The organism is Chromobacterium alkanivorans (assembly GCF_016937655.1).
In the GTDB taxonomy this organism is placed as follows: Bacteria; Pseudomonadota; Gammaproteobacteria; order Burkholderiales; family Chromobacteriaceae; genus Chromobacterium; species Chromobacterium alkanivorans.
On record NZ_JAFHKL010000001.1, the window covers coordinates 223,247 to 248,786 of the forward strand.

Annotated in this window: 24 protein-coding genes; 16 read left to right on the plus strand and 8 right to left on the minus strand. The window is 66.0% G+C overall.

From position 1 onward, the window contains the following. The first annotated feature begins 7 nt into the window (after nucleotides 1-7). Entirely contained in the window at nucleotides 8-505 is a 498-nt protein-coding gene (locus JW897_RS01085; RefSeq protein WP_205464893.1) for a CNP1-like family protein, read from the plus strand. 60 nt (nucleotides 506-565) lie between these two features. Here the strand turns inward: JW897_RS01085 and JW897_RS01090 are convergent, their stop codons facing one another. Both JW897_RS01090 and JW897_RS01095 read right to left on the minus strand, forming a co-directional pair. Then, nucleotides 566-3,652 carry an efflux RND transporter permease subunit gene (locus JW897_RS01090; protein ID WP_048413072.1) on the minus strand — a complete coding sequence of 1,029 codons (3,087 nt, stop codon included), beginning with the start codon at nucleotides 3,650-3,652 and terminating at the stop codon, nucleotides 566-568. Then, nucleotides 3,652-4,785, minus strand: a complete 1,134-nt coding sequence (locus JW897_RS01095; RefSeq protein ID WP_205464894.1) for an efflux RND transporter periplasmic adaptor subunit — start codon at nucleotides 4,783-4,785, stop codon at nucleotides 3,652-3,654. Before JW897_RS01095 ends, JW897_RS01090 begins: the two co-directional genes overlap by 1 nt. Before the next feature lie 676 nt (nucleotides 4,786-5,461). Here JW897_RS01095 and JW897_RS01100 point away from each other — a divergent pair. The 7 genes from JW897_RS01100 (at nucleotide 5,462) to JW897_RS01130 (ending at nucleotide 13,073) form a co-directional block, all read left to right on the plus strand. Further along, the gene (locus tag JW897_RS01100; RefSeq protein ID WP_205464895.1) at nucleotides 5,462-7,078 is read left to right on the plus strand and encodes a peptide ABC transporter substrate-binding protein; all 1,617 of its coding nucleotides are present in this window, start codon (nucleotides 5,462-5,464) and stop codon (nucleotides 7,076-7,078) included. Nucleotides 7,079-7,318: 240 nt separating this feature from the next. After that, on the plus strand, nucleotides 7,319-8,239 hold the full coding sequence (gene oppB / locus JW897_RS01105) for an oligopeptide ABC transporter permease OppB (RefSeq protein WP_205464896.1): 921 nt from the start codon (nucleotides 7,319-7,321) through the stop codon (nucleotides 8,237-8,239). A 25-nt stretch (nucleotides 8,240-8,264) separates the two neighbouring features. Next, on the plus strand, nucleotides 8,265-9,179 hold the full coding sequence (locus JW897_RS01110; protein WP_039755096.1) for an ABC transporter permease subunit: 915 nt from the start codon (nucleotides 8,265-8,267) through the stop codon (nucleotides 9,177-9,179). Nucleotides 9,180-9,197: 18 nt separating this feature from the next. Further along, nucleotides 9,198-10,199, plus strand: a complete 1,002-nt coding sequence (locus tag JW897_RS01115; protein WP_048413076.1) for an ABC transporter ATP-binding protein — start codon at nucleotides 9,198-9,200, stop codon at nucleotides 10,197-10,199. Next, a complete protein-coding gene (oppF, locus tag JW897_RS01120; RefSeq protein ID WP_048413077.1) occupies nucleotides 10,192-11,184 on the plus strand; it encodes a murein tripeptide/oligopeptide ABC transporter ATP binding protein OppF in 993 nt (330 codons plus the stop codon). The genes JW897_RS01115 and oppF overlap by 8 nt, the downstream gene beginning before the upstream one ends. Before the next feature lie 103 nt (nucleotides 11,185-11,287). Next, entirely contained in the window at nucleotides 11,288-12,085 is a 798-nt protein-coding gene (locus tag JW897_RS01125; RefSeq protein WP_205464897.1) for a CDP-diacylglycerol diphosphatase, read from the plus strand. A 244-nt stretch (nucleotides 12,086-12,329) separates the two neighbouring features. Then, entirely contained in the window at nucleotides 12,330-13,073 is a 744-nt protein-coding gene (locus tag JW897_RS01130; protein ID WP_082158766.1) for a M48 family metallopeptidase, read from the plus strand. A gap of 64 nt (nucleotides 13,074-13,137) precedes the next feature. Here JW897_RS01130 and tcdA read toward each other — a convergent pair whose 3' ends face one another. Next, complete coding sequence (tcdA, locus tag JW897_RS01135; RefSeq protein WP_048413079.1) at nucleotides 13,138-13,941, minus strand: tRNA cyclic N6-threonylcarbamoyladenosine(37) synthase TcdA; 804 nt, start codon at nucleotides 13,939-13,941, stop codon at nucleotides 13,138-13,140. Nucleotides 13,942-14,171: 230 nt separating this feature from the next. Between tcdA and JW897_RS01140 the strand changes: the two genes are divergently transcribed. Continuing rightward, nucleotides 14,172-14,396 carry a hypothetical protein gene (locus tag JW897_RS01140; RefSeq protein ID WP_048413080.1) on the plus strand — a complete coding sequence of 75 codons (225 nt, stop codon included), beginning with the start codon at nucleotides 14,172-14,174 and terminating at the stop codon, nucleotides 14,394-14,396. Between the two features lie 136 nt (nucleotides 14,397-14,532). Here JW897_RS01140 and JW897_RS01145 read toward each other — a convergent pair whose 3' ends face one another. Then, nucleotides 14,533-14,871 (minus strand): darcynin family protein, encoded by a 339-nt coding sequence (locus JW897_RS01145; protein ID WP_205464898.1) that lies wholly within the window; start codon nucleotides 14,869-14,871, stop codon nucleotides 14,533-14,535. A gap of 149 nt (nucleotides 14,872-15,020) precedes the next feature. On the opposite strand from JW897_RS01145, the gene JW897_RS01150 reads away from it, so the two are divergent. Genes JW897_RS01150 through JW897_RS01160 form a run of 3 tightly spaced genes read left to right on the plus strand, consistent with a single transcriptional unit; the run spans nucleotide 15,021 to nucleotide 17,437 of the window. Further along, on the plus strand, nucleotides 15,021-15,635 hold the full coding sequence (locus JW897_RS01150; RefSeq protein ID WP_205464899.1) for a TetR/AcrR family transcriptional regulator: 615 nt from the start codon (nucleotides 15,021-15,023) through the stop codon (nucleotides 15,633-15,635). Between the two features lie 14 nt (nucleotides 15,636-15,649). Continuing rightward, nucleotides 15,650-16,678: a low-specificity L-threonine aldolase gene (gene ltaE, locus JW897_RS01155; RefSeq protein WP_205464900.1), complete on the plus strand. Its 1,029-nt coding sequence runs from the start codon at nucleotides 15,650-15,652 to the stop codon at nucleotides 16,676-16,678. Between the two features lie 54 nt (nucleotides 16,679-16,732). Continuing rightward, the gene (locus JW897_RS01160; RefSeq protein WP_205464901.1) at nucleotides 16,733-17,437 is read left to right on the plus strand and encodes a substrate-binding periplasmic protein; all 705 of its coding nucleotides are present in this window, start codon (nucleotides 16,733-16,735) and stop codon (nucleotides 17,435-17,437) included. Here the strand turns inward: JW897_RS01160 and JW897_RS01165 are convergent. Then, nucleotides 17,434-18,015: a TetR/AcrR family transcriptional regulator gene (locus JW897_RS01165; RefSeq protein WP_205464902.1), complete on the minus strand. Its 582-nt coding sequence runs from the start codon at nucleotides 18,013-18,015 to the stop codon at nucleotides 17,434-17,436. The genes JW897_RS01160 and JW897_RS01165 overlap by 4 nt on opposite strands. A gap of 107 nt (nucleotides 18,016-18,122) precedes the next feature. Between JW897_RS01165 and JW897_RS01170 the strand changes: the two genes are divergently transcribed. Beyond that, the gene (locus JW897_RS01170) at nucleotides 18,123-19,187 is read left to right on the plus strand and encodes a saccharopine dehydrogenase NADP-binding domain-containing protein (RefSeq protein WP_205464903.1); all 1,065 of its coding nucleotides are present in this window, start codon (nucleotides 18,123-18,125) and stop codon (nucleotides 19,185-19,187) included. Nucleotides 19,188-19,276: 89 nt separating this feature from the next. Beyond that, nucleotides 19,277-21,316: a prolyl oligopeptidase family serine peptidase gene (locus JW897_RS01175; protein ID WP_205464904.1), complete on the plus strand. Its 2,040-nt coding sequence runs from the start codon at nucleotides 19,277-19,279 to the stop codon at nucleotides 21,314-21,316. On the opposite strand, the gene blaOXA is transcribed toward JW897_RS01175, so the two are convergent. Continuing rightward, nucleotides 21,298-22,134: a class D beta-lactamase gene (gene blaOXA / locus JW897_RS01180; protein WP_205464905.1), complete on the minus strand. Its 837-nt coding sequence runs from the start codon at nucleotides 22,132-22,134 to the stop codon at nucleotides 21,298-21,300. The genes JW897_RS01175 and blaOXA overlap by 19 nt on opposite strands. Before the next feature lie 103 nt (nucleotides 22,135-22,237). Beyond that, entirely contained in the window at nucleotides 22,238-23,065 is an 828-nt protein-coding gene (locus JW897_RS01185) for an AraC family transcriptional regulator (RefSeq protein ID WP_205464906.1), read from the minus strand. Between the two features lie 107 nt (nucleotides 23,066-23,172). Between JW897_RS01185 and JW897_RS01190 the strand changes: the two genes are divergently transcribed. Continuing rightward, complete coding sequence (locus JW897_RS01190; RefSeq protein ID WP_048413088.1) at nucleotides 23,173-23,706, plus strand: carboxymuconolactone decarboxylase family protein; 534 nt, start codon at nucleotides 23,173-23,175, stop codon at nucleotides 23,704-23,706. 255 nt (nucleotides 23,707-23,961) lie between these two features. On the opposite strand, the gene soxR is transcribed toward JW897_RS01190, so the two are convergent. Next, nucleotides 23,962-24,456, minus strand: a complete 495-nt coding sequence (gene soxR, locus JW897_RS01195) for a redox-sensitive transcriptional activator SoxR (RefSeq protein WP_048413089.1) — start codon at nucleotides 24,454-24,456, stop codon at nucleotides 23,962-23,964. Between the two features lie 72 nt (nucleotides 24,457-24,528). Here soxR and JW897_RS01200 point away from each other — a divergent pair, with 72 nt between their 5' ends. After that, nucleotides 24,529-25,539, plus strand: a complete 1,011-nt coding sequence (locus JW897_RS01200) for a questin oxidase family protein (RefSeq protein ID WP_205464907.1) — start codon at nucleotides 24,529-24,531, stop codon at nucleotides 25,537-25,539. Nucleotide 25,540: the final 1 nt, after the last annotated feature.

Here is a 25,540-nt window from a genome sequence, read left to right on the forward strand (position 1 = left end):
TAGTGATTTGAAGACTTTTGCCGCCATCATCGTGCTGGCCCTTTGCGCCGCGCAGCCGGCGTTGGCCGACAACAAGATCAAGAAGAACATCGATTTCGCGCCGGAGGTGCCGTGGCAGGAGGGCGATTACCAGTTGCCGCCGTATCCGGCGCAGCCGGACTGGATCGCGGTGAGCACCGACAATTTGCAGACCAACCAGTATTTCGTCGATGCCAAGACTCTGAGCTCGGGCGAGGACGGCGTGGTGCGGATGATCGTGCGGGTGAAGAGCCCGGCCGGCGCGGAGAACCTGAGTTTCGAGGGCCTGCTGTGCAATGAGGGCAGCTACCGCGCCTACGCCTTCGGCAACAGCGTGGACAAGAACTGGATCCGCTCCAACAAGGCGGTGTGGCGCAAGATCGAGCATGACGACAAGCTGCGCCGCACGCTGCGCGATCTGGCCTGCCCGGACAAGCGCGCGCCGCGCGACGCCGAGGAGGCGCTGAAGCGCTTGCGCCAAGGCTGAGGCCGCAGCGCTTGAAAACCGAAAGGCCCGCGCCGGGGAACCGGCGCGGGCCTTGTCGCGTCAGGCGCGCAGCGCGCGCCGTCTTTCCCGCCAGGCCGCGTGGCGTCGCGCCAGCGCGTCGAAGTACAGATAGAGCACCGGGGTGATGTAGAGCGTGACCACCTGGGAGAACACCAGGCCGCCCACCACCGCCAGGCCCAGCGGCTGACGCAGCTCGGCGCCGGCGCCCAGGCCCAGCGCGAGCGGCAGCGCGCCCATCAGGGCCGCCAGCGTGGTCATCATGATGGGGCGGAAACGGAGCAGGCAGGCGGCGTGAATCGCCTGTTCCGGCGCCATGCCCTGCTTGCGCTGCGCCTCCAGCGCGAAATCTATCATCATGATGGCGTTCTTCTTGACGATGCCGATCAGCATCAGGATGCCGATGCTGGCGATCACCGTCAGTTCCTGGCCGAACAGCATCAGCGTGCCCAGCGCGCCGATGGCGGCGGAGGGCAGGCCGGACAGAATGGTCAGCGGGTGGATATAGCTTTCGTACAGCACCCCTAGCAGCACGTAGATCACCGCCACCGCGATGCCCAGCAGCAGGATCTGGCTGCCCTGGGTTTCCTCGAAGGCGGCGGCGTCGCCGCTATAGCTGGTGGCGATGGACGCGGGCAGGGCGATGCGTTCCTTGAGCTGGCGCAGGTGCTGGTCGGCCTGGCTCAGCGGGATGCCGGGCGCCAGGTTGAAGGACAGCGTCACCGCCTGCAGCTGGCCCTGGTGGTTGACCGAGATCGGACCGACGGTGCGTTCCACCGAGGCGATGCTGGACAGCGGCACCAGTTGGCCGTCGGCGGCGCGCACCCGCAGCCGCGAGAAGTCGAACTCGTTAACCTTGAACGGGTCGTCCGCCTGCAGGATCACCTGATAGTTGTCGCTGGCGGTGTAGATGGTGGAGATCTGCCGCTCGCCGAAGGCGCTGTACAGCGCGCTGCGTATGCTCTGGATGTCCACGCCCAGCAGATTGGCCTTGTCGCGGTCTATGTTCAGCTTGGCTTGCAGGCCCTTGAGCTGGGAGTCGCTGGTGACGTCGCGGAAGATGGGATCGAGCTGCATTTGCTGCAAGATCTTGTCGGACCAGGTGTTCAGGCTCTCTGCCTGTATGCCCTGCAAGGTGTACTGGTAGCGGCTCTTGCTCTGGCGGCCGCCCAGGCGCAGGTTCTGCGTCGGGTTCAGGTAGACGCTGAGCCCGGGCACCGCGCGCAGGTCGCGGCGCAGGCTTTCCATCGTCGGGTCCAGCTTGGCGCGCTCGTTGCGCGGCTTGAGCTGGATGAACATGCGGCCGGTGTTGCCGCCGGACAGCGAGGAGGTGGCGAAGGCGACGTTGGGGTTGGCCTGGGTGATGGCGGCGGCGCGTTGCTGCAGCTTGAGCATGGCGTCGTAGGAAATGTCCTGCGCCGCCTCGGTGCTGGCCATGATCTGGCCGGTGTCCTCGGTGGGGAAGAAGCCCTTGGGAATGCCGTTGAACATCAGCGCGGTCAGGACGAAGGTGGACAGCGCGCCGGCCAGGGTCAGCCGGCGATGCTTGAGCGCCAGGTCCAGCGTGCGGCGATAGCCGGTCAGCACCGCGTCGAAACCGCCTTCCAGCGCGGTGGCCAGCCGGCCGCGCCGCGCCTGGTGTCCAACCGAATCTGCGCGGAGAAAGCGCGAGGACAGCAGGGGGATCAGGGTCAGCGACACCGCCGCCGACACCAGCACCGCCAGCGACACCACCACGGCGAATTCGTGGAACAGCAGGCCGATCACGCCCTGCATGAAGAAGATGGGGATGAAGATGGCCACCAGCGACAGCGAGATCGACACGATGGTGAAGCCGATCTCGCGCGAGCCGCGCAGCGCGGCCTCCATCGGCGACAGCCCTTCTTCGATGTAGCGGACGATGTTTTCCAGCACCACGATGGCGTCGTCCACCACCAGGCCCACCGCCAGCGTGATGCCCAGCAGCGAGATATTGTCCAGGCTGTAGCCCAGCCAGTACATCAGGGCGATGGTGCCGATCAGCGAGATCGGCAGCGACAGCGCCGGGATCAGCGTGGCCGCCATGCGCTGCAGGAACATGAAGATCACCATGATCACCAGCGCGATGGTGAGCAGCAGGGTCAGCTTGACGTCGTGGATGGCTTCGCGGATGGACTGGGAGCGGTCATTGAGCAGGTTCAGCCGCACCGAGCCGGGCAGCTGCGCCTGCAACTGCGGCAGCTCCTTGCGGATGGCGTCCACCACCGCCACGGTGTTGGCGTCGCTCTGGCGCATCACCGCCAGCACGATGGAGCGCTCGCCGTTGACCCAGCTGCCGGTCTTGAGGTTTTCCACGCTGTCTTCCACCGCGGCCACGTCGGACAGCCTCACCGGCAGGCCGTTGCGGCTGGCGATCACCAGATTGGCGAACTGGGCGGCGTTTTGCAACTGGCGGTTGGCTTCCACCGTCATCAGCTGAGATTTGCCCTCCAGCGTGCCCACCGGGGTGTTGACGTTGGCGGCGCGGATGCTGGCGGCCACGTCGTCCAGCGTCAGATTGCGCGAGGCCAGCTTGCCCGGATCGGCCTTGATCCGCACCGCGAAACGCTTCTGGCCGAAGATGTTGACCTGGGCCACGCCCTTGAGGGTGGCGATATTGGGCGAGATCCAGTTCTCGGCGTAGTCGTTGAGATCGGACAGCGACATCGCCGGCGAATTGAGCGCCAGCAGCAGCACCGGCGAATCCGCCGGGTTGACCTTGCGGTAGGACGGCATCGAGGTCATTTCCGTCGGCAGCGAACGCTGCGCGCGCAGCAGCGCCGCCTGCACGTCCACCGCCGCCAGGTCGATATTGCGGTCGTTGTCGAACTCCAGCGTGATCGAGGTGCTGCCCAGGGTGCTGGACGAACTGATCACCGCGATGCCGGGAATGGTGGAAAACTGCTTCTCCAGCGGCGCGGCCACCGAGGAGGCCATGCTGTCCGGGCTGGCGCCGGGCAGGCTGGCGGAGACGTTGATGGTGGGGGTGTCGAAGCTGGGCAGCGCGGCGATCGGCAATTTTTGATAGGCGATCAGGCCGGCCACCACCAGCGACAGGCACAGCAGCACCGTCATCACCGGACGGCGGATGCAGAGTTCGGAGATTTGCATCACTGGCCCCCGCTGGCCGGGCCGGCCTTGGCCGGACGCACCTTGTCGCCGGGGCGAAGATTGAGGCCGCCGTTGGACACCACGGCCTCGCCGACGCTCAGCCCTTTGACGATGGCCCTTTCCTTATGGATGGCCAGCAGTTCCACCGACACGCGCTTGACGCTGCCGTCGGCCTGCACCGCATAGCTGAATTTGCCTTCCGGCCCGGTCAGCAGAGCCGCCACCGGGATGGTGGTGGCCTGCTGGTAACGGCCGGCGTCCAGCGAGACGGTGACGAACTGGCCCGGCCACAGCTTGCCGTCCTGATTGGAAAATTCGGCCTTCAGCGTCAGCGTGCCGTTGGCGCTGTCCACCGCGCTGTCGATGAAGACCAGTTTGCCGTCCACCTTGTCGCCGCTGTCCGGCAGCGCGGCGCGCACCAGCAGCTTGCCGGCTGCCTGGGCGGCGCGCACCGCGCCCAGCTCGCGTTCAGGCAGGGTGAAGGTGGCGTTGATCGGATGAATGCGGGTAATGGTCAGCATCGCCGCGGCCATGCCCGGCTGCACCAGGGTGCCCGGATAGACGCCGATCACGCCGATGCGCCCGCCGATGGAGGCGCGCAGCGTCTTGTAGTCCAGCGCCACCCGCGCCGCGTCCACCTGGGCGCGGTCGGCGGCGACGGTGGCGCTGAGCGCGTCCATCTTGGATTGATTGGCGTCCACCACGCTTTGGGAAACGAAGTTTTTCACCAGCAGGTCGCGGCTGCGCGCCAGGTCGCGTTCGGCGTTTTTCAGCTGCGCCTGATCGCTGAGCATCTGCGCCTGGGCCTTTTTCAACTGCGCGGTTTCCGCCGCCGCATCCAGCGTGAACAGCAACTGGCCCGGCGTCACGTTCTGGCCTTCCTTGACGTGAACCTTGGCCACCACGCCGGACACCTGCGGCTTGACCTCCACCTTTTCAATGGCGGTGACATTGCCGGTGGCGTTCAGCTCTATCGGCAGGTCCTCCGCCGCCACTTTGGCGATGCCAACGGCAATCGGCGGTCGCGCCGCGGTTTTGGCCGCGGCGGCGGTCGTTCTGAAGCCATACCAGCCGGCGAGGCCGGCCGCGGCCAGAGCAAGCGCCGCGGCGCTTGCGACGACTCGTTTCTTCATCTTTTATTCTCGCTCTTGGGGCGGGAGCCTAGCCCGCCGTGTGGATGCCAGGCGTCGTCCCATCGATACCTGCTGGCGCATGCCGGCGCCGGCTCTTGCCGCGGACATAAGTCCGGCGGCGGGCCGCGTGTCCCGGGCGTGCCTCCGTCGCCGGGCCGGATCCCGTCTTCTCCTTGGAATGATAGGGCCAAAAAGGCTTTAGGATCAGTGAGATGAAACGTATGGTCGGCCGGGCGCGCGCCACGGCGCGCGGCATGCTTCGGGTCGAGCTTACTCAAGCTGTTCCGGTTTCGCCAAGCGCAAAAACGTTAATGATTTTATGAAAAACCATAAAGCAGAAGTTAAGACTATGCTGATATGTCTTTCGATTAATTGTATAGGCTTATTTTCCTATTCATGAGCAATGAGTATGCCTGCCAATAATTTTTAGAATGGCAGATGACTTTCCAATGAAAAGCATTATGAAATCAGCGGGCTGTGGCAGCTAATGCGGGCAAGGATAGTCAATTTGCGACAAAAACGTTAAATCGCCCGCCGTCGCGCCGTGCTTAGCACTTGAAGTATTCAAAATCCTCAGCGCATAATGGCCGCCAACCACTCTGGATACAATCGAGTGAAGATTCTGATCGCCCCGCGATAGTCGACGGGAGCGGCAATACTTAGGAGAGTAGGCGAGATGGCTGATAAAAAATCGCTACAGACAATCGCGGCCGCCGTGGCGCTGGCCCTGACTTCCGGCGCGGCCCTGGCCGCCATCGTGCCGCCGGGCACCAAGCTGGCCGCCAAGCAGGAGCTGGTGCGCTCCAACGGCTCCGAACCGGAGTCGCTGGATCCCATGGTGGTGGAGGGCGTGCCCGCCAACATCATCACCCATGACCTGTTCGAAGGCCTGACCGCCACCGACAACGAAGGCAAGCTGCAGCCCGGCGTGGCCGAGTCCTGGAAACAGACCGCGCCCACCACCTGGGTGTTCAAGCTGCGCAAGAACGCCAAGTGGTCCGACGGCAGCGGCGTCACCGCCGACGACTTCGTCTACGGCATCCGCCGCCTGGTGGATCCCAAGCTGGCCGCTCCCTACGCCGGCACCTTCGGCATCTTCTTCCTGAACGGCGAGGCCATCGTGGCCGGCAAGAAGCCGGTGACCGCCATCGGCGTCAAGGCGCTGGACAAATACACCGTGCAAGTGGACACCGCCTTCCCGGTGTCCTACCTGCCGGAACTGATGTCCAACGCCCAGCTGGGCCCCGCGCCCAAGGCGGTGATCGACAAGTTTGGCAAGGACTGGGTCAAGCCGGGCAAGATGGTCAGCAACGGCCCCTTCGTGCTGAAAGACTGGCAAGTCAACAGCAAGGTGGTGATCGAGAAGAACGCGCAGTACTGGAACGCCAAGAACGTGCAGCTGACCCGCGTCAGCTTCCTGCCGATCGAAGACCAGAACGCCGACCAGAAGCTGTACCAGTCCGGTCAGACCGACATGACATACGAGATCCCGCCGGGCAGCTTCGACAAGCTCAAGAGCGCCATGCCCAAGGATCTGAAAACCTCCACCATCCTGGGCCTGCGCTACTACAGCCTGAACAACAAGGACCCGCTGCTGAAGGATGTGCGCGTGCGCAAGGCGCTGTCCATGGTGGTGGACCGCGACCTGATGGCCAAGAAAATCACCGGCGACGGCCAGCTGCCGTCCTACAGCGTGATGGTCAAAGGCGTGCACGGCGGCCTGCCGACCAGCTACGACTGGGCGCAATGGCCGATGGCCAAGCGCGTGGACGAGGCCAAGAAGCTGCTGGCCCAGGCCGGCGTCAAGCCGGGCACCACGCTCAAGCTGTCTTACAACACCAGCGACTACCACAAGAAGATGGCCATCTTCGTGGCCTCCGAGTGGAAGAGCAAGCTGGGCTTCAACACCTCCATGGAAAACATGGAGTTCAAGGTCTTCCTGAAGAAACGCCACGACGGCGACTACCAGGTGGCGCGCAACGGCTGGCTGGCCGACTATAACGACGCCACCACCTTCCTGGCGCTGGTTCAGTGCGGCAACACCCAGAACGACAACTTCAACTGCAACAAGAAAGCGGAAGAGTTGATCAAGCAGGGCAATGAAAGCACCGATCAGGCCAAGCGCACCCAATTGCTGACTCAGGCCACCAAGCTGGCGATGGACGACTACCCGATGATCCCGGTGCTGCAGTACACGCTGCCGCGCCTGGTGAAACCGTATGTGGGCGGCTACTCGCTGAAGAACCCGGTGGATCGCTACCGCAGCAAGGAACTCTACATCATCCAGCATTGATCGCCGGCCCCGCGCCGACGCCTGAACGCCTCCAGTCCCGCGCGGGACCGGAGGCGCGCGGGCGGACGCGCGTCTGGCCCTGATCTGAAAACGGGGGCAACCCCGATGTGTTGAGCGGGCGGCCGTCGCAAGCGACGGCGCCGTCCGCCCGTGACTGTTCGGTGTCAATCGCCGTTGGTCCGTCCGCAGCCGCGCCCCGCGCCGGCGCGCGCCGGGCGCGGCGAGTCGGAGTAACTTGCAATGTGGTCCTACACTTTACGACGCGTGCTGTTGACGATCCCCACCGTGTTGGCCGTCATCACCGTCTGTTATCTGCTGCTGCACATGACCCCCGGCGGCCCCTTCGACGGGGAGCGCAAAGTTTCCGAGGCGGTATTGGCCAATCTGCAGGCCAAATACCATCTCGACCTGCCCCTGTGGCAGCAATACCTGTATTACCTGAAGAGCCTGCTGCAAGGCGATCTGGGCGCTTCCTTCCGCTACTCGGACTGGAGCGTCAACGATCTGGTGGCCAAGGCGCTGCCGGTGTCGGCGGCGATAGGCGGCAGCGCTATCCTGATTTCGCTGGTGATAGGCGTGGCGTTGGGCATCGTCGCCGCGCTGCGTCAGAACAGCGCGGTCGACTACCTGGTGATGCTGATCAGCAATATGGGCAGCGCCTTCCCTTCCTTCATCATCGGGCCGGTGCTGGTGCTGGTGTTCGCCGTCACCCTGCAATGGCTGCCGTCCGGCGGCTGGAACGACTTCGATCCGCGCTACATGGTTCTGCCGGTGGCGCTGCTGACCTTCATCAACGTGGCTACCATAGGCCGGGTGATGCGCGGCAGCCTGATCGAGGTGCTGGGCAGCAACTTCATCCGCACCGCGCGCGCCAAGGGCCTGCCGATGCGCACCATCATCGTCCGCCACGCGCTGAAGCCGGCGCTGATGCCGGTGGTGACGCTGCTGGGCCCGCTGACCATTTCCTCGATCACCTCCGCCGTGGTCACCGAGTCCATCTTCTCCTTGCCCGGCCTGGGCAAGCTCATCGTCAACGGCGCGGCCAACCGCGACTACACGCTGGTGCTGGGCCTGGTGGTGCTGGTGACTGTGATTGCCGTGCTGCTCAATCTGCTGGTCGACCTGGCTTACGCTTTCCTCGATCCCAAGATTCGCTATTGACGCGCGTGACCGCGAAGGATTTCCCATGTTGAGAAGCAAACAGAAGCAAGCGGCGATCGCGCTGGAAACCCGCCTGGACGACGCCGCCGTAGAGGGCCGCAGCCCGTGGCGCGACGCCCGCATCCGCTTTTTCCGCAACCGCGCGGCCGTGGTCAGCCTGATCATCCTGTCGCTGATCGTGCTGGCCTGTATCTTCGGGCCGATGTTCCTGCCCCATACCTATGACGACACCGACTGGGACGCCATCAGCCTGGCGCCCACCTGGCAGGGCATGCACTGGTTCGGCACCGACGATCTGGGCCGCGACCTGCTGGTGCGCACCCTGATAGGCGGCCGCATCTCGCTGATGGTGGGCGCGTTGGCCACCGTCGCCGCGGTGATCATAGGCGTGCTGTGGGGCGCCAGCGCGGGCTTCCTCGGCGGCAAGATAGACAATCTGATGATGCGCATCGTGGACATGATGTACGCGGTGCCCTATCTGCTGATCGCCATCCTGATGGTGACCCTGCTGGGCCGCGAGTTCTACCTGGTGGTGCTGACCATCACCATCCTGGGCTGGATGGACATGGCGCGCGTGGTGCGCGGCCAGACGCTGTCGATCAAGTCCAAGGAGTACGTGGAGGCCGCGCGCGCCATCGGCGTGTCCACCTCCACCATCATCGCCCGCCACATCGTGCCCAATCTGCTGGGCATCGTGGTGATCTACACTACGGTAACGGTGCCGGGGGTGATTCTGACCGAATCGGTGCTGTCCTTCCTGGGCCTGGGCGTGCAAGAGCCGATGACCAGCTGGGGCGTGTTGATCGGCGACGGCACCAAGACCATGGAAACCCAGCCGTGGCAGCTGTTGTTCCCCGCCGGCATGTTGTCGCTGACCTTGTACTGCGCCAACTATATCGGCGACGGCCTGCGCGACGCGCTGGACCCGAAAGATCGATGAGCCCGAGGTAGAACCATTATGAGCATTTTGAAAGTCAGCAATCTCGGGGTCCAGTTCCAGACCAACGACGGCATGGTCAACGCCGTCAACGGCGTCAGCTTCGAACTGGACAAGGGCCAGACCCTGGGCATCGTCGGCGAGTCCGGCTCCGGCAAGAGCCAGACCGTGTTGTCCATCATGGGCCTGCTGGCCCGCAACGGCTCCACCAGCGGCGAAGTGCTGTTCCACGGCAAAGACCTGCTGACGATGGGCGCGCCGGAACTGAACGCCATCCGCGGCGACCGCGTGTCCATGATCTTCCAGGACCCGATGACCTCGCTGAACCCCTACCTGACGGTGGAGCGGCAGATGACCGAGGTGCTGGAACTGCACAAGGGCATCAGCCGGCGCGCGGCCAAGAAACGCGCGATCGAACTCCTGGAAGCGGTGCGCATTCCTGAAGCGGCGCGCCGCGTGGACATGTATCCGCATGAATTCTCCGGCGGCATGCGCCAGCGCGTGATGATCGCGATGGCTTTGCTGTGCGAGCCGGAAGTGCTGATCGCCGACGAACCCACCACCGCGCTGGACGTGACGGTGCAGGCGCAGATCCTGACTCTGCTGAAGGACCTGCAGCGCGACTTCGGCACCTCCATCATCATGATCACCCACGACTTGGGCGTGGTGGCCGGCCTGTGCGAAAAAGTGATGGTGATGTACGGCGGCCGGGTGATGGAATACGGCGACGCCGACAGCATCTTCTACCACCCCAGCCATCCTTACACCATAGGTCTGCTGGGCGCGCTGCCGCGGCTGGACCACGACGGCAGCGAACTGGTCAGCATTCCCGGCAACCCGCCCAATATGGCGCACATGCCCAAAGGCTGCCCGTTCTCCGAACGTTGCCAGCACAGCACCGAGCGCTGCGCCGACGAACTGCCGCTGCTGCAGGCCAGCAGCCACAATCCGCAGGTGATCCGCGCCTGTCACAAGCCGGCCGTCGAGCTGGCGCAAGCAGCCCAGGAGGTGGCCCATGTCTGAACAAGCCAAGCAGGCCATTCTCTCGGTGCGCGACGTCAAAGTGCACTTCCAGGTCAAGGGCGGCGACAGCTGGCCGTGGAGTCCCAAGAAAACCCTGAAGGCGGTGGACGGCGTCAGCTTCGACCTTTACGCCGGCGAAACCCTGGGCGTGGTGGGCGAATCCGGCTGCGGCAAGTCCACGCTCAGCCGCGCCATCCTCAATCTGATTCCCGCCACCGACGGCGAAATCGTTTGGATGGGCAAGGATCTGCGCAAGGGCAGCGACAAGGATTGGCTGGCGGTGCGCAAGGACATCCAGATGATCTTCCAGGACCCGCTGGCCTCGCTCAATCCGCGGATGACGGTGGCGCACATCATCGGCGAGCCGCTGCGCGTGCACAAGCCGGAGCTGGGGCCGGAAGAAGTGATGCGCCGGGTCAAGGCGATGATGGCCAAGGTGGGCCTGCGCGAGCAGATGATCAACCGCTATCCGCACGAGTTCTCCGGCGGCCAGTGCCAGCGCATCGGCATCGCCCGCGCGCTGATCCTGGAGCCCAAGCTCATCATCTGCGACGAGCCGGTGTCGGCGCTGGACGTGTCCATCCAGGCGCAGATCATCAACCTGCTCAAGGAGCTGCAGCGGGAGATGGGGCTGGCGCTGATCTTCATCGCCCACGACCTGGCCGTGGTCAAGCACATCTCCGATCGCATCCTGGTGATGTATCTGGGCCGCGAAATGGAGCTGGCGGAAAAGTCCGCGCTGTACGACGCGCCGTCGCACCCGTACACCCGCGCCTTGCTGTCGGCGATTCCGATTCCGGATCCCAAGCTGGAAAAGAACAAGGTGATCCAGATCCTGCAAGGCGACCTGCCCAGCCCGATCAATCCGCCGTCCGGCTGCGTGTTCCGCACCCGTTGTCCGCAGGCGGAGACGCGCTGCGCTCAGCAGCCCACGCCGCTGCGCCGCGTCAGCGAGCAGAGCCAGTCTTCCTGCCTGCTGGCCTGAGCCGGATTTCGCCCCGCGCCAGACCGCCCTTAGGGGCGGTTTTTTCATGCATGGCTGCGGCCTTCGCTATAGTGGCGGGGTGGCATCAAGCAAAAATCCAAACATGAAAACCACGCTCAAAATCGCCACCGGCCTGCTGGCCGCGCTGGCCTTGGGGTACTCGGCGCTGCTGTGGGCCGATTCCGACGCCTTGTGGAATATCGTCAGCCGGCAGTGCCTGCCCAATCAGCAAGCCGCCGGCCAGCCGGCGCCCTGCGCCGAAGTGGACCTGAGCGGCGGCGAGGCCGGCGGCTACGCGGTGCTGAAAGACCGCAATGGCTGGCTGCAATACCTGCTGATTCCCACCGTCCGCCTCAGCGGCATCGAAAGCCCGGAATTGCTGAACGAGCGCGCGCCGGACTACTGGGGGGCGGCCTGGCGCGCGCGCAGCTTTCTGGAACAGCGCTACGGCCGGGCTATCCCGCGCGAACTGCTGTCGCTGACCATCAACTCCCAGTACGGGCGCACCCAGAACCAGCTGCACATCCACATCTCCTGCACCGACGCCACCGTGCGCCAGCAACTGGAGGACCTGAAGGACAGCCTGAGCGAAGAGTGGCGGGAACTGCCGGTGGAGCTGCAGGGCCACGCCTATTGGGCGCGGGCGGTGGCCGCCAAGGCCGACGGCGGTCCCGAGGTGGACCCGTTCAAGGCGCTGGCGGCCGGGCAGCCGGAAGCCGGTCTGGACATGGGGCGCTACGGTCTGGCGCTGGTGGCGACGCGCTTGGCCGACGGCCGCGACGGCTTCATCCTGTTGAGCAGCCGCGCCAGCCTGCTAGGCGCCAACCGCGCCTCGGTCGAGGAATTGCAGGACCACGCCTGCCCGGCGCTGCGCGCCGAGCCGGCCAGCCGCGCGCTCTAGCAACAGAGGCCGGCGCGTTGTTTTACCGCGACAGGCCGCGGTGGGCGGTGCAGGAGGGGTGGACGGGGTTGGGGGAGTAATATCAGGCTAATGACTTGTTATTAAAGGATGTTTGTCTTTCTGATTGCCGCGTCGCGGTGCGATGGGCATTATGCCAGACGCTTCCCTGGGGGCGGTAAACCAGATAGCATCCGTCTGCTTTATTTGTAAACTGAATCTGTAGGTTCAATAAGAGACTGACACAATGAAAAAATTCGCTCTGACCGTTCTGGCTGCTGCCTGCCTTTCCGCTCCGGTACACGCTTTTGATCTGGGCGCCATGATAGGCGCCGGCACCGACCTGGTGAAATCCGCCACCCTCAGCGACGCCGACGTCAAGGCCATGGCCGCCGAATCCAGCGTGGTGATGGACAAGAAAAACAAGGTGGCTCCGGCCTCCAACGCCTACTCCAAGCGCCTGGCCAAGATGGTCAAGGGCCTGGACAGCGAAGACGGCACCAAGCTGAACTTCAAGGTCTACCTGACCAAGGAAGTCAACGCCTTCGCCATGGCCGACGGCACCGTGCGCGTGTACAGCGGCCTGATGGACAAGATGAACGACGACGAAGTGCGCTTCGTCATCGGCCATGAAATCGGCCACGTGAAACTGGGCCACACCAAGAAAGCCATGCAACTGGCTTATGCCACCTCCGCGGCGCGCAAAGGCGCGGCCGGCAGCGGCAACAGCGTCGCCAGCAGCCTGTCCGAATCCGAGCTCGGCGGTTTCGCCGAGGCGGTGGTGAACGCGCAGTTCTCCCAGTCTCAGGAAAGCGACGCCGACGCCTACTCGGTGGGCTTCCTCAAGCGCCACAACTACAACGTTCAGGGCGGCCCGGCCGCTTTGCGCAAGCTGGCGGACCTGTACGGCAACGACAGCAGCCTGCTGTCCAGCCACCCGGCCCCGGGCGACCGCGCGGTGAAGCTGGAAAAGCAGATCCAGGGCATGTAAGCGGCGCTCGTCCGCAAGCAAAAAGCACCGCCGCGGCGGTGCTTTTTTGTTGCCGGGACAGAGGCTAGCTGCGTTTGGCCTTTGGCGGCTTGGCCAAGTGCTTCAAGGCCTGCGCCACCGCCACCAGGCCAAACGTGGCGGTGACCGTCATCGCCGCGCCGAAGCCGGCGCAGGACAGGCCCTGAGGGCCGCGGGCCTCGCCGACGTCGCAAGCCTGTTGTTCCTGCGTGTCCGGATAAACCAGCTGCTCGGTGGAGAACACGCAGGGAACATGCAGCTTCTTGCCGGGTTCGCGGCTGAACTGGTGGTGACGGCGCAGGTTGTAGCGCAGCTTGGACAGCAGCGGGTCGTAGGTGACCTCGCCCAGGTCCGCCACCCGGATCAGCGTCGGGTCGGTCTGACCGCCGGCGCCGCCGGACACGATGAAGGGCTGGCGGCGGCGCGCGCACCAGGCCGCCATCGCGGTCTTGATGCGCAGGCTGTCGATGCAATCGATGACGAAGTCGTAGCCCTGGCCCAGCATCTGTTCCAGATTGTCCTCGGTGACGAAGTCCTCGATCTCGATCACCTGGCAGGCCGGGTTGATCGCGCGCGCGCGTTCGGCCAGCGCGGTGACCTTGGCCATGCCGTAGTTGGGATCCAGCGCCGGCAACTGGCGGTTGGTGTTGGACTCGGCCACATTGTCCAGGTCTATCAGGGTCAGTTTGCCGATGGCGCTGCGCGCCAGCGCTTCCACCGCCCAGGAGCCGACGCCGCCGACGCCGACCACGCAAACGTGGGCGGCCTGGAAGCGGGCCAGCGCCTCCGGCCCGTAAAGACGGGCGATGCCGCCGAAGCGGCGTTCCAGATCTGCGTTGTGGGTGTCCATGCCTGCAATCGTCAACAATCAAATCGGCGAAGGATACTGCAAGCCCCGGCAACTGACCAGTGCGGCGGCCATCGAAGCGGGGCTTGCCCGCGGTCAAAAAAACCACAGTTAAGTGGCTGATTGCTGGGAACCTTTCGCCGGCGGAGCTATCCTTCACTTCAGGTCGGCCATGAAGCGCTTCCTGCTCTTCCTCTGGCCGGCCGGCCTTTGTCACAGCAAGGGAGATTCCCATGAAGCAGCAAAGATTCGATATTGATCTGGACAAGCATTACAACGCCACCGTCGTGGTCGCCTGCGAGGAATGCGGCCATGAAATCCGCCATCATCTCAAGTCCCTGCATCCCGACAGCGTGTTGCGCTGCCATTGCGGCGCCCATGTGGCCATGAGTCCGCTGACCGTTCAACAGGCCGAGCGCCGCGTAAGCGAGATCAAGCAATCGTATCGAATCCATTAAGCCACTGCTGACAATCTGAGAGTGTTTCCACCGGCCGTTTCAGGCCGGATTCGCCGGGCATAACCCGGCCTCCCGCAGCAGCGACACGGCGACCGCAAGGTCGCCGTTTGTATTGGCTGGCCTCGCGGCGCGGCGATCAGTCCGCGGCCAGGTGGGCGTCGTAGTCGCGGAAGCCGTTCTCCACCGCCGGCAGGATGTCGACGAACTCGAAATAGGGTTCGGTGGCGAGCTTGCTGTCGCGCAGCGCGTCGATCAGATAATAGAAGTCTTTGATCGACTCGGTTTCGAACAGCGCGATGTCGCTGCAGCGGGCGGTGAAGGCCTCGGCGTCGAACCAGCGCATGCGCACCGCCGGATAGCGCGCATAGATGGGGCGCAGGGTTTCCGCTTCGAATTGCCGGCGTTCGGGCCGACTCAAGCGCAGCCAGTTGGGGTGGACGCGCAGCAGCGCGAAGAAGGCGTAGCTTTGGCTCATGATTCCGCTTTCATTGAGGGTTGACGACGCTTTCAATGTATCCGCCCTTGTCAGCCGGCAAAACTCGTGTTTTGCTAAGCGTTTGCCGCCGTCTTTTTGCTGTCGGCCCCATGATCGCGGCGCAAGCCTCCCCCCTTACGGACCGCTGCATGCCCATGATCCCGCAAGCCCGCAAACTGCCCAGCCAAGCCCGTTCCCGCCACGCGGTGGCCGCCATCCTGGAGGCGGCTGCTCGCATTCTGGAGCGCGACGGCTATGCCGGGCTAACCACCAACAAGGCGGCCGAGCTGGCCGGCGTCGGCATCGGTTCCTTGTACCAGTACTTCCCCAACAAGCAGGCGCTGGTGGCGGCGCTGCACCGCCGCCACGGCGAGGAAACCCTGGGCACGGTGCGGGAGGCCTTGCGGCTGAGCGCCGGCCTGCCGTGGCCGGCGCAGCTGGAACAGCTGGTGTCCGCCTGCCTGCGGCTGCATCTGGCCGCGCCCGGGCTGCACCGGGTGCTGGAGCGGGAGTGGCCGCAGTTCGACGCGCCGCCGGCGGACAATCCGCTGGACGCGGCGCTGCTGGACTGCGTGGCCGAATGGCTGGCCGGCGGCGGCCTGCCCGTCGAGCGCGCGCCGCGCCTGCTGAGGATGGCGGACAGCCTGATTCACGGCCTGGCGCTGGACGGCGCGCCGGACGAGGCGGAGCTGACGCGCTGCGTCGCGGCGGCCTTGACCGCCTACCTGGCCTTGCCGTGGCAAGGCCCCGAGATTTCCACTTAGCGAAGGAGACAAGCATGCAATGGATTGATGTGCGCAGCGATACCGTGACCCAGCCGACGCCGGCGATGCGCGAGGCGATGTTCAACGCCGAGGTGGGCGACGACGTCTACGGCGACGATCCCACGGTGCAAGCGCTGGAACAGCTGGCCGCGGAAAAGCTGGGCAAGGAGGCGGCGCTGTTCGTGCCCACCGGCAACTTCGGCAACCAGCTGGCCATCTTCACCCACTGCCGGCGCGGCGACGAAGTGATTCTGGAAGAGGGCTGCCACATCGTCTGGCACGAAACCGGCGGCGCGGCGGTGATAGGCGGCGTGCAGCTGCGCACCATCGCCGGCGTGGACGGGGTGATGGCGCCGGAGGCGATAGCGCAGCGCATCCGCGTCGGCGAGGACATCCACTGGCCGCGCACCAGCTTGATCTGTCTGGAAAACGCGCATTGCAACGGCCGGGTGATTCCCTTGGCGGCGATGGCCGCCAGCGCCGAGGCGGTGCGTCGTCATCAGGTGCCGGTGCATCTGGACGGCGCGCGCATCTTCAACGCCGCCGCCTATCTGGGCTGCGAGGCGCGCGACATCGCCCAATACGCCGACACGGTGATGTTCTGCCTGTCCAAGGGCCTTGCCGCGCCGGTGGGCTCCATCCTGGCCGGCAGCGCCGATTTCATCGCCCGCGCGCGCCGCAACCGCAAGCTGCTGGGCGGCGGGATGCGCCAGGCCGGCGTGATCGCCGCGCCCGGCATCGTGGCGCTGAACGAGATGGTGGACCGGCTCAAGGACGACCACGCCAACGCCCGCTACCTGGCCGAGCGGCTGGCGGCGCTGCCCTGCGTCGAGGTGAAGCTGGAGGACGTGCACATCAATATGGTGTGGTTCCGCTTCACCGCGGACATCGACGTGGCCGAGTTGATGGCCGCGTTGCGCCAGGCCGGCGTCAAGGCCAATCCGCCCGAGGGCGGCCTGATGCGCATCGTCACCCATTGGCAGGTGCGGCGCGAGGATCTGGACCGGCTGGTGGGCGCGCTGCAACGGGTGTTGTCCGACTGAACGCAGGCCCGGCGGCTATAAATAAGGGGCTGCGGCGTGAAAACGGGAGGCGGGATGAAACGATGGCTGGGCGCTTGCTGCGCCGCGCTGGCCTGCGGCGGCGCCCCGGCGGGCGCGCTGGACGAGGTGCGGCTGTTCAGCAGCGACGATCCGCCCTATGTGGAACTGGGGCCGGACGGCCGGATCCGCGGCGGGCTGGCGGTGGCGCCGGTCCTGGCCATCCTGGACAAGCTCGGCCTGCCGCCGTCGCGCATCGAGACGGTGCCGTGGGCGCGCGCCTACGAGGAGGCCAAGACCCGGCCGGGCGCGGTGATCTTTCCCATCGCCAAGACCCGGGAGCGGCTCAAGCACCTGAACTTCGCGGTCAAGCTGCTGGATTCCGACGTGTATTTCTATCAACTGGCGTCGCGCCGCGACATCCAGGCGCCGACGCTGGCGGCGGCCAAGCGTTACTCGGTGTGCGTGGTGCTGGGGGACTACCGGCAGGAGTATCTGAAGGCGGAGGGCTTTCCTAGGCTGGACCCGACCTCCGACTCCAGCATCAACGTCAAGAAGCTGGCGTCCGGCCGCTGCGACCTGCTGCCCGCCACCGAGATCGGCATGCGCAGCAAGCTCAAGTCCCTGGGTCTGGACGCGGCGCTGGTGCGGCGCGGCATGAAGCTGGCGCAGCTGGACAGCGCGCTGTACGCCGCCTTCAACCGCGACACCGCGCCGGCGGTCATCGCCCGTTTCAAGGCCGCCGCGCGGAGCGCGGATTAGGCCTTGGCGGCCGGCAGCGGCAAGGCCGTCAAGGCCAGCACGGCTTCTACGGCATGGTGCTGGGCTTGCGGCGCCAGCGTTTGCTCCCGGCCGTTGCCGCGCAGGATGGACAGGCCTTCGATCAAGGCGACGATGAGCACCGCGCGCTCCCTGACGACGCTGTCGGGCGCGTCCGCCGGAGCCTCGCGGCGCAGCAGCGCGCAGACCCGGTCGGTGTAGCCGGCGTAGAAAGTCTTGAGCGCCGCGTCGGCGGCCTCGTTGCGGCTGGACAGCGCCCACAGCTCCCAGAGCAAGGCGCAGCCGCCGTGCTGAAGCTGGGTCGCCAGCACAAAGTCCAGCGCGCCGACCAGGCTGGCCGGCGCGTCCAGCATCAGTTCATCCCAGTCTTCCAGGTAGCGAACCATGACGCCTTCCATCACCGCGTCGATGTTCTTGAAGTAGTACTGGACATGGCTGATGCCCACCTGGGCTTCCGCCGCGATGGCGCGCATGCGGAAGCCCTGTCCGCCGTCGCGGGTCAATACCCGCATCGCCGCGCGCAAAATCGCTTCCCGTCTTTCCTCTCCTTTGACCGACATCCTTCCTCCTTCGTGATCGTCCAGCGTCGCTGATGCGCCAGTTTAATTGTTCAAACGACCAAGTTCATGTTTTAATATTGGTCAATTGACCAAAACAAGGGTGGGGCATGACTTCTTCAAGCGTTGTTCTTGTCGGCGGCAGCGGCGTGGTGGGCGCGCAAGTGGCGTCTTTGCTGGCGCGGCGCAGGCCGGATCTCAAGCTCGTCATCGCCGGCCGTCGTCTAGACGCGGCTAGGGCTGTGGCGGAGCGATACGGCGCCGAGGCGTTGGCGATGGATGTGGACGCCCCGGTCTTGCCGGCGCATCTGAAAGGCGCGCTCATCGTCGGTTTGGTCAACGATGCGCATGACCGGCTGCTGCGCCTGGCGCTGACTCAAGGCCATGCCTATCTGGACATCACGCGCTGGACGGAGCGCTTGAAGCAGGCGTTGCTGACCGTGGCCGCCCATGGACGGCCCAGCGCGCCGGTGGTCTTGTCTTCGGCCTGGATGGCCGGCGTGGCCAGCCTGGCGGCGCGCGACGCGGCGAGGGGCATCGCCGAGGTCGAGAGCGTCGGCATCGACATCCTGTTCGCGATGGCCGATCAGGCGGGGCCCAACTCCACTGCCTACATGGATCGGCTGTCCGAGCCTTTCCACACTATGGAGCGAGGCGAGTGGGTTCAGCGCAGCGGTTTTCTAGATGGCCACGCCGCCGACTTCGGCGCCGGCGGCCGCCACCGGGTTTACCGTTTCGATACTCCGGATCAAGCGAATTTGCCCGCCATCGTCGGCGCAGCGCAGGTGGACGCGCGCATAGGCTTCGACGACGGCAAAGCCACCGCCTTGCTGCATTTGCTGGTGCGCAGCGGCGTATGGCGGCTGCTGTCGCGACCGATGTTCAACAGCGCGCGGCGGGCGCTGCTCTACAATCCGGGGCCGGGCGCGGCTCACCGCATCCGCATTGCCGTTGCGGGCAAGGACGCCGCCGGCCGGCCGTGCGAAAAAACCGTGCAGTTGGCGGATCCCTTGGGGCAGTCGCACTTGACCGCCTTGGGCGCCGTCTTGCAGATCGAGCATTTATTGGGGGCGGACGCGCCGCCCGCCGGCGTCTATCTGGGGGAAGCGCTGCTGGACCCCGAGCACGCCTGCCGCCAGCTGCGGGGGGAGGGGGTGGAGATCACCGCGGTCTGAACTTCGGGAGCAGCGGGTGTGGCGCATTTGGCGTTGGCGGCGCGGGGTGCTAACCTCGCGGCCATTGATCCGCAACCGTGATGACGCCGATGTCCGACTATAACGCTCCCGATCCCCACGCCTGGCTGGAAAACCTGGACGATCCCGCCGCCGCCGAATGGGTGGCCGCGCAGAACGCGCGCGCCCAGGCGCTGCTGGACGCCGACCCGCGTTTCGCCGGCCTGCGCGACGAAATCCTCGCCCATCTGCGCGACACCCGCCAGATCCCGTTCTGCGCCGAGCACGACGGCTGGCTGTACAACTTCCACCAGGACGAAGCGCATCCGCGCGGCATTTACCGCCGCACCACGCTGGCGGCCTACCGCGCCGCCGAGCAGGACTGGCAGATCGTGCTGGACATCGACGCGCTGGCCGAAGCCGACGACGAGGACTGGTATCTGGACGGCGTGTCCCATTGCACGCTGGCGCCCTTGCAAGCCATGGTGCACCTGACCGCCGGCGGCGGCGACGCCGGCATCGCGCGTGAATACGATCTGGCCGCAGGAACCTGGCGGCCGGACGGTTTCAGCTTTCCGGAAGGCAAGAGCCATGTCGCCTGGCGCGATCCGGACAGCGCCTGGGTCTGCCCCGGTTGGCCGGGCGCGCCGCTGACCCGTTCCGGCTACCCGCGCGAAGTGTGGCTGGTGGAGCGCGGCGAGGAGGGGCGGCATGCCTGGAGCCAGGTGTTCGCCGCCGGCGAGGACGCGATGATGGTGGCCGCCTGGCGCTTCCTCGACGCCGACGGCGCGCCGCTGGACCTGATCGAGTGCTCGGACAGCTTCTACAGCAAAAGCTACCATCTGATCGACGCCGAACTGGAAACCCAGGCGCTGCCGCTGCCGCCCAAGGCCGAGCTGGAGGCTTATCTGCACGGCGATTTGATAGTCAAGCTGGCCGAGGACTGGAGCGCGGCCGGAACCGTCTATCCGGCGGGCGCGCTGCTGGCGGTGGCGCTGGAGCCGCTGCGGCAGGGGTGCATCGCCGCGCAATTGCTGGTGGCGCCGCAGCCGCGCTTGGCGGTGGAGTCAGTGGAGACCACGCGCGCCAGCGTGGTGGTCAATCTGCTGGACCAGGTCAAGAGCCGGCTGCTGGCCTTCGACAAGGCGGACGGCGTCTGGCGCGAGCGCGAGCTGCCCACGCCCAGCGGCGGGGTGATCGAGTTCGCCGACCAGCCCTGGGACAGCGACATCCTGTGCTACAGCTTCAGCGATTTTCTGACCCCCACCGGCCTGTACCGGCTGGACGTGGCCAGCGGCGAGCAGGAATGCCTGCGCCGCCAGCCGGAGGCTTTCGATCCGGCCGATTTCGTCGCCGAGCAATGGCAGGCGCGCGCGCCGGACGGCGAAAGCATTCCTTACTTCGTGGTGCGCTGCCGCGACGCGCCGCTGGACGGCGCCGCCCCCACCTTGCTGTACGGCTACGGCGGCTTCGAAGTGCCGATGATGCCTTACTACGTGGAGAACTTCGGCCCGCACTGGCTGCAACGCGGCGGCGCCTTCGCGCTGGCCTGCATCCGCGGCGGCGGCGAGTTCGGCCCCGGCTGGCATCAGGCGGCGCAGGGGGTGAACCGCCAGGTGGGTTTCGACGACTTCATCGCGGTAGCGGAAGACATGGTGGCCCGCGGCCTGACCACGCCGGCCAGGTTGGGCATAGAGGGCGGCAGCAACGGCGGCCTGCTGGTGGGCGCCTGCATGACGCAGCGGCCGGAGCTGTTCGGCGCGGTGGTGTGCGAAGTGCCGCTGTTGGACATGCTGCGCTACACCGAGCTGCTGGCCGGCGCCAGCTGGATAGACGAATACGGCGACCCGGACGATCCAGAGCAACGGCCGGCGCTGGCGGCGTACTCGCCCTATCACCGGCTGCGCGGCGATCTGGCCTATCCGCTGGCGCTGTTCACCACTAGCGCCAAGGACGATCGCGTGCACCCGGCGCATGCGCGCAAGATGGTGGCGCGGATGCGGGAACTGGGCCACGACGCGCTGCTATTGGAAACCGAGGCCGGCGGCCACAGCGGTAACGCCGGCCAGGAGCAGACCGCGCAGGAATTGGCGCGGGTGCTGGTGTATCTGTATCAGCGGCTGATGGATTGAGCGGGGGCGGGGGTTGCGGCCAACAGTGTCGGCAACTCCTCCAGGAAGGCCGCGCGCGAGCGCACGCCGGCGGTGCCCGGCTCTTTCTTGTCGTCCTGGATCAGGCGCACGAAGACCAGCGAGCGTTCGCCCTTATTGGCCCAGCCCACGTACCAGCCGTAGGGGTGTTCCTCGTCGAACTCGCCGTCCGCCTTGCGCGGATAGGCCATGCCGGTCTTGCCGTGAGCCTGCCAGCCGTCCGCCGCCGCGCTGGTTTCCACGATCTTCATCGTCAGCTCCTGCGCGCGTTTGGACACCGGCAGTTCCAGGTTGACCAGCTTGCGCAGGAAGGCCAGTTGCTCCAGCGGCGACACCTGCAGCGATGAGGCGATCCAGGAGCGTTCCAGGCCGTTGCGCTTGCCCGGGTCGCCGCTGAAGTCGGCGTTGCCGTAGCCGAAGGCGTCGGCGTAACGGCCCAGCCGCTCCTCGCCCAAGGCCTTGGCGATCTGCTGCGAATACCACACCACCGAATACTTCAGCCAGCGCACCGGATCGGTGGGCTGTTTCCAATTGTCGCCGCCCCAGTCCACATAGCCGTCCCGATACGGCAAGGCCGGCTGGTGCTCGCTCTGGAGGAAGCCGGAATCGAAGCCCATCACGCTGAGCGGAATCTTGAAGGTGGAGGCCGGGGTGTAGCGTTGTTCGCAGCTGCCCTGTTGCAGCAGGATGTCGCCGCTCTTGGCGTCGGCCAGCAGCGTGCACAAGGTGGCGGCGTGGGCGGGCAGGCTGAACAGGCCGGCGCAGATCAGGCCGGCGGCGGCGAAGCGTGGTGTGCTCATGATGTTTCCCTTAGATTGGATTCGGCGCGGCGTATCCGCTGGGACCGCCGCGGTCTGGAGTCAGATGGGGCACCGGATTCCAAAGTTCCGCGCGCAGCCGGGTTCAGTCTGCAGCCTGTTGCTTCAGCCAATCGCTGGGCGGCAATCCCAGCCGTTGGGCGAAGACCCGGCTGAGCGCGGCGGGGCTGGCGTAGCCCACTTGCGCGGCGATGCGCTTGATCGGCTGTCCCTGGCGCAGCTGGTGGCGGACGACGGACAGCCGCCAGTCGGTCAGGTAGTCCAGCGGGGCGAGGCCGACCTGCTCGCGGAAGCGGGCGGCGAAGCGCGCGCGCGACATGCCGGCCTGCTCCGCCAGCAGCTCCACGGTCCAGCCGCGCTCCGGGCGCTCATGGATGGCGTTGACGGCGCGCGCCAGCCTGGGATCGGACATGGCGGCGAAGATGCCGCTGTGGATCTGGCCGGCGTTTATCACCACGCGTATCGCCTGGATCAGGAAGTATTCCATCAAGCGGTCCAGCGCCGCCTGGCGGGCGAAGCGATCGGAGAAGGCTTCGTCGAACAGCAGTTGCAGCGTGGGCAGCAGGTTGGGGGTGTCGTCCAGATAGAGCACCAGACACTCCGGCAACGCCAGCGCCAGCGGGCCGCCGGTCTTGAAGCCCAGGTCCAGCGTGGCGCAGACCAGATCGGCGCCGCGCTCCCCCACCGGCAGCAGGGTATGGGCGCTGGGGCGCGGAAACAGCAGCGCGCAGGGACGGTCGGTGTCCAGCACCAGCGCGTCGCGCAGCGTGCAACTCAGGCGGCCGCCCTTGAGCAAGTGCAGGTGGCCGGCCGTTGCGCCGGGGTCGAAATCGACCAGATGGCATAGATTGCCATGGTGGAACACGCGCGCGGAAAACGCGCTTTGCTGCAACAAGGGTGTCAACAGGTCCATTTCGATACGATCTGCAAAGTTTTCGAGACGATAGACGTCTGATTGTATTGCAAGATGGCTCCTGTGCAGTCCCCATCGTCGTTCAACTTGAGATTCAGGAGCCCGTCATGTCCCGCATCCCCACCGTAAACCGCAATCAAGTCAGCCCGGAACTGGGCGCCACTCTGGACGCCGTCAAGGCCAAACTGGGCATGGTGCCCAATCTGTTCGCCACCTTCGCCCAAGCGCCGGCGGTGCTGAACGCCTATCTGGGCTTCTCCGAGGCCTTGACCAAGGGCAAGCTCAGCGCGCGTCAGCGCGAAGTGATCGCCTTGGCCGCCGCCCAGGCCAACGCCTGCCAGTACTGCCTGTCCGCCCATACCTTGATGAGTAAGGGCGCCGGCCTGAGCGAGGCCGACATCCAGGCGGCGCGCGCCGGCCAGGCGGCCGACGCGCAGACCGGCGCGATCGCCAAGCTGACCGCGCAAATCGTCGGCCAGCGCGGGGCGCTGTCGGATCAGGACCTGGCCGCGGCGCGCGCCGCCGGCGTCGACGACGGCCTGCTGGTGGAGGTCATCGCCGCGGTGGCGCTGAACACGCTGACCAATTACGCCAATCTGATCGCCGGCACTGAGATTGATTTCCCGGTGGTGGACTTGTAGACGGCGCTTGACGTCGATTGAAAGCGGCCGAGGCTAGGCCGGTGTACTGAGGTATGCCGGCGGCCTTGGCCGTTTTCCTTTTGGGCTTGCCACCGCGCAGTTAAGACCCGCTAACAAAACCCCTGACCCTGCGTTGCGCCTCCTTGTCGTACTACGGTGCCTGCGTCGGCGCGCCTTGGCTCAGGTATGCTGCGCGGTTTTGTTAGCGGCTCTTAAAGAGCCTGTTCAAAATCTCGCGAGATCGTAAGCACGTTCTCAGCCGCCGTCTTGGTCGGCTGCTTCCGCCGGCGGCTCGCCTATCAGGTAGCGCGGTCCCTCGCCCAGGCTGGCCGCGCGGTCGCCGGGGTTGTACAGCGCGCACTGGCTCAGCGACAGGCAGCCGCAGCCTATGCAGTTGCCCAGCCGGTCGCGCAGCCGGGTCAGTTCGTCTATGCGCTGCTGCAGGCGCGGCAGCCAGTCCGCGGACAAGGCCTCCCAGTCGCGCGGGGTCGGCGTGCGCTGGCTGGGCAGCGCGGCCAGCGAGCCGCGGATGTCGTCCAGGCTGATGCCGACGATCTGGGCGGCGCGGATGAAGGCGACGCGGCGCAGCGCGTCGCGCGGGTATTGGCGCTGGCCGCCGGCGGAGCGGGCGCTGTGCAGCAGGCCCTGGGTTTCGTAGTAGCGCAGGGCGCTGGCGGCGACGCCGGAACGGCGCGCCAACTCGCCTATGCTGAGCCAGGGACAGGGTTTGGGGACGGGAGAGGCGGGCATGAGCGGACTCGCTTGACTTAAAGTTGACTTTAACTTTTATCGTGGCGGCATGAATTTTTCAAGGAGGACGCCATGAACGCGCCAAGCCGTCACACTGAACTGCATGCCTTGCTGGACGCCAACCATGAGTTTTCGCTGATGCACAGCGACACCACCAACCATTGCCCGATGGCGCTGACCGCGCTGGCGGAGATGGGGGCGGAGCCGCATCAACTGCGCGCATTCTTCGATTTTTGGGAAAGCGAGCGCGCCCAGCCCGCGGAAGCGGCGGACTACGATATCGGCTGGGGCCGCTGGGACGCCGCGCTGGGGCGGCTGGACGCCTTCCCGGCCTTGTTGCGGGTGATGGAGGAGAGGGTGGCGGCGCGCGGCGTGGAAGACACCGCGCGCGAGGTGCTGGGCAGCCTGCCGTTTTCGCCCGGCGGCGGAGCCTTTCATCCGCTGATCCGCCTGGCCTTCGCCCTGCGCGCCGGCCACGCCGGCGAGGCGGCGGCGGGCCTGGCCTATTATCTGAGCAGCTATCTGCGCCTGCCCGCCGGTCTGGACGCGCGCGCGCCGGCGGAGTCGGCGCTGGATGGGCTGGCCAGCTTGTCGCAGGCGCTGGACGGCTGGAACAGCCCAGATTACTGGATACACGATCGCTTCGACGCGGTGTTGGCCGATGCGCGCTTCGCCGCCGCGCTGCCCGGCGCGCCGCAAACGCCGGACTGGCTGGACGCCTTGGCGCGGGCGGCGTTGCGGGTGTACTGGCAGACCGACAACTTCACCGCCCTGCACATGGTGACGGCGACGCTGGCGCTGCGCGACGTGCTGGAGCATCTGCCCGGCCTGCCGGCGGAGGATTGGCATCCGGCGTTGTGGCAGACCTTCTGCGTCGCCTATGTGTCGATCGGCGCGCCGGCGCTGGAGGCGGAGACTCTGCCGGACGCGCAGCCGGCCTGGCCTCTGTTGCTGCAACGCGCGCTCAATGTGCGCAACGAGCATGTGATCAAGCTGGTGTACGCCTGCCACCGCGAGTTCCAGCGCAGCGGCGACGTCTTTTATCACGCGGCCGCGGCGCGGGCCTTGTGGGACGCGGTGTGAG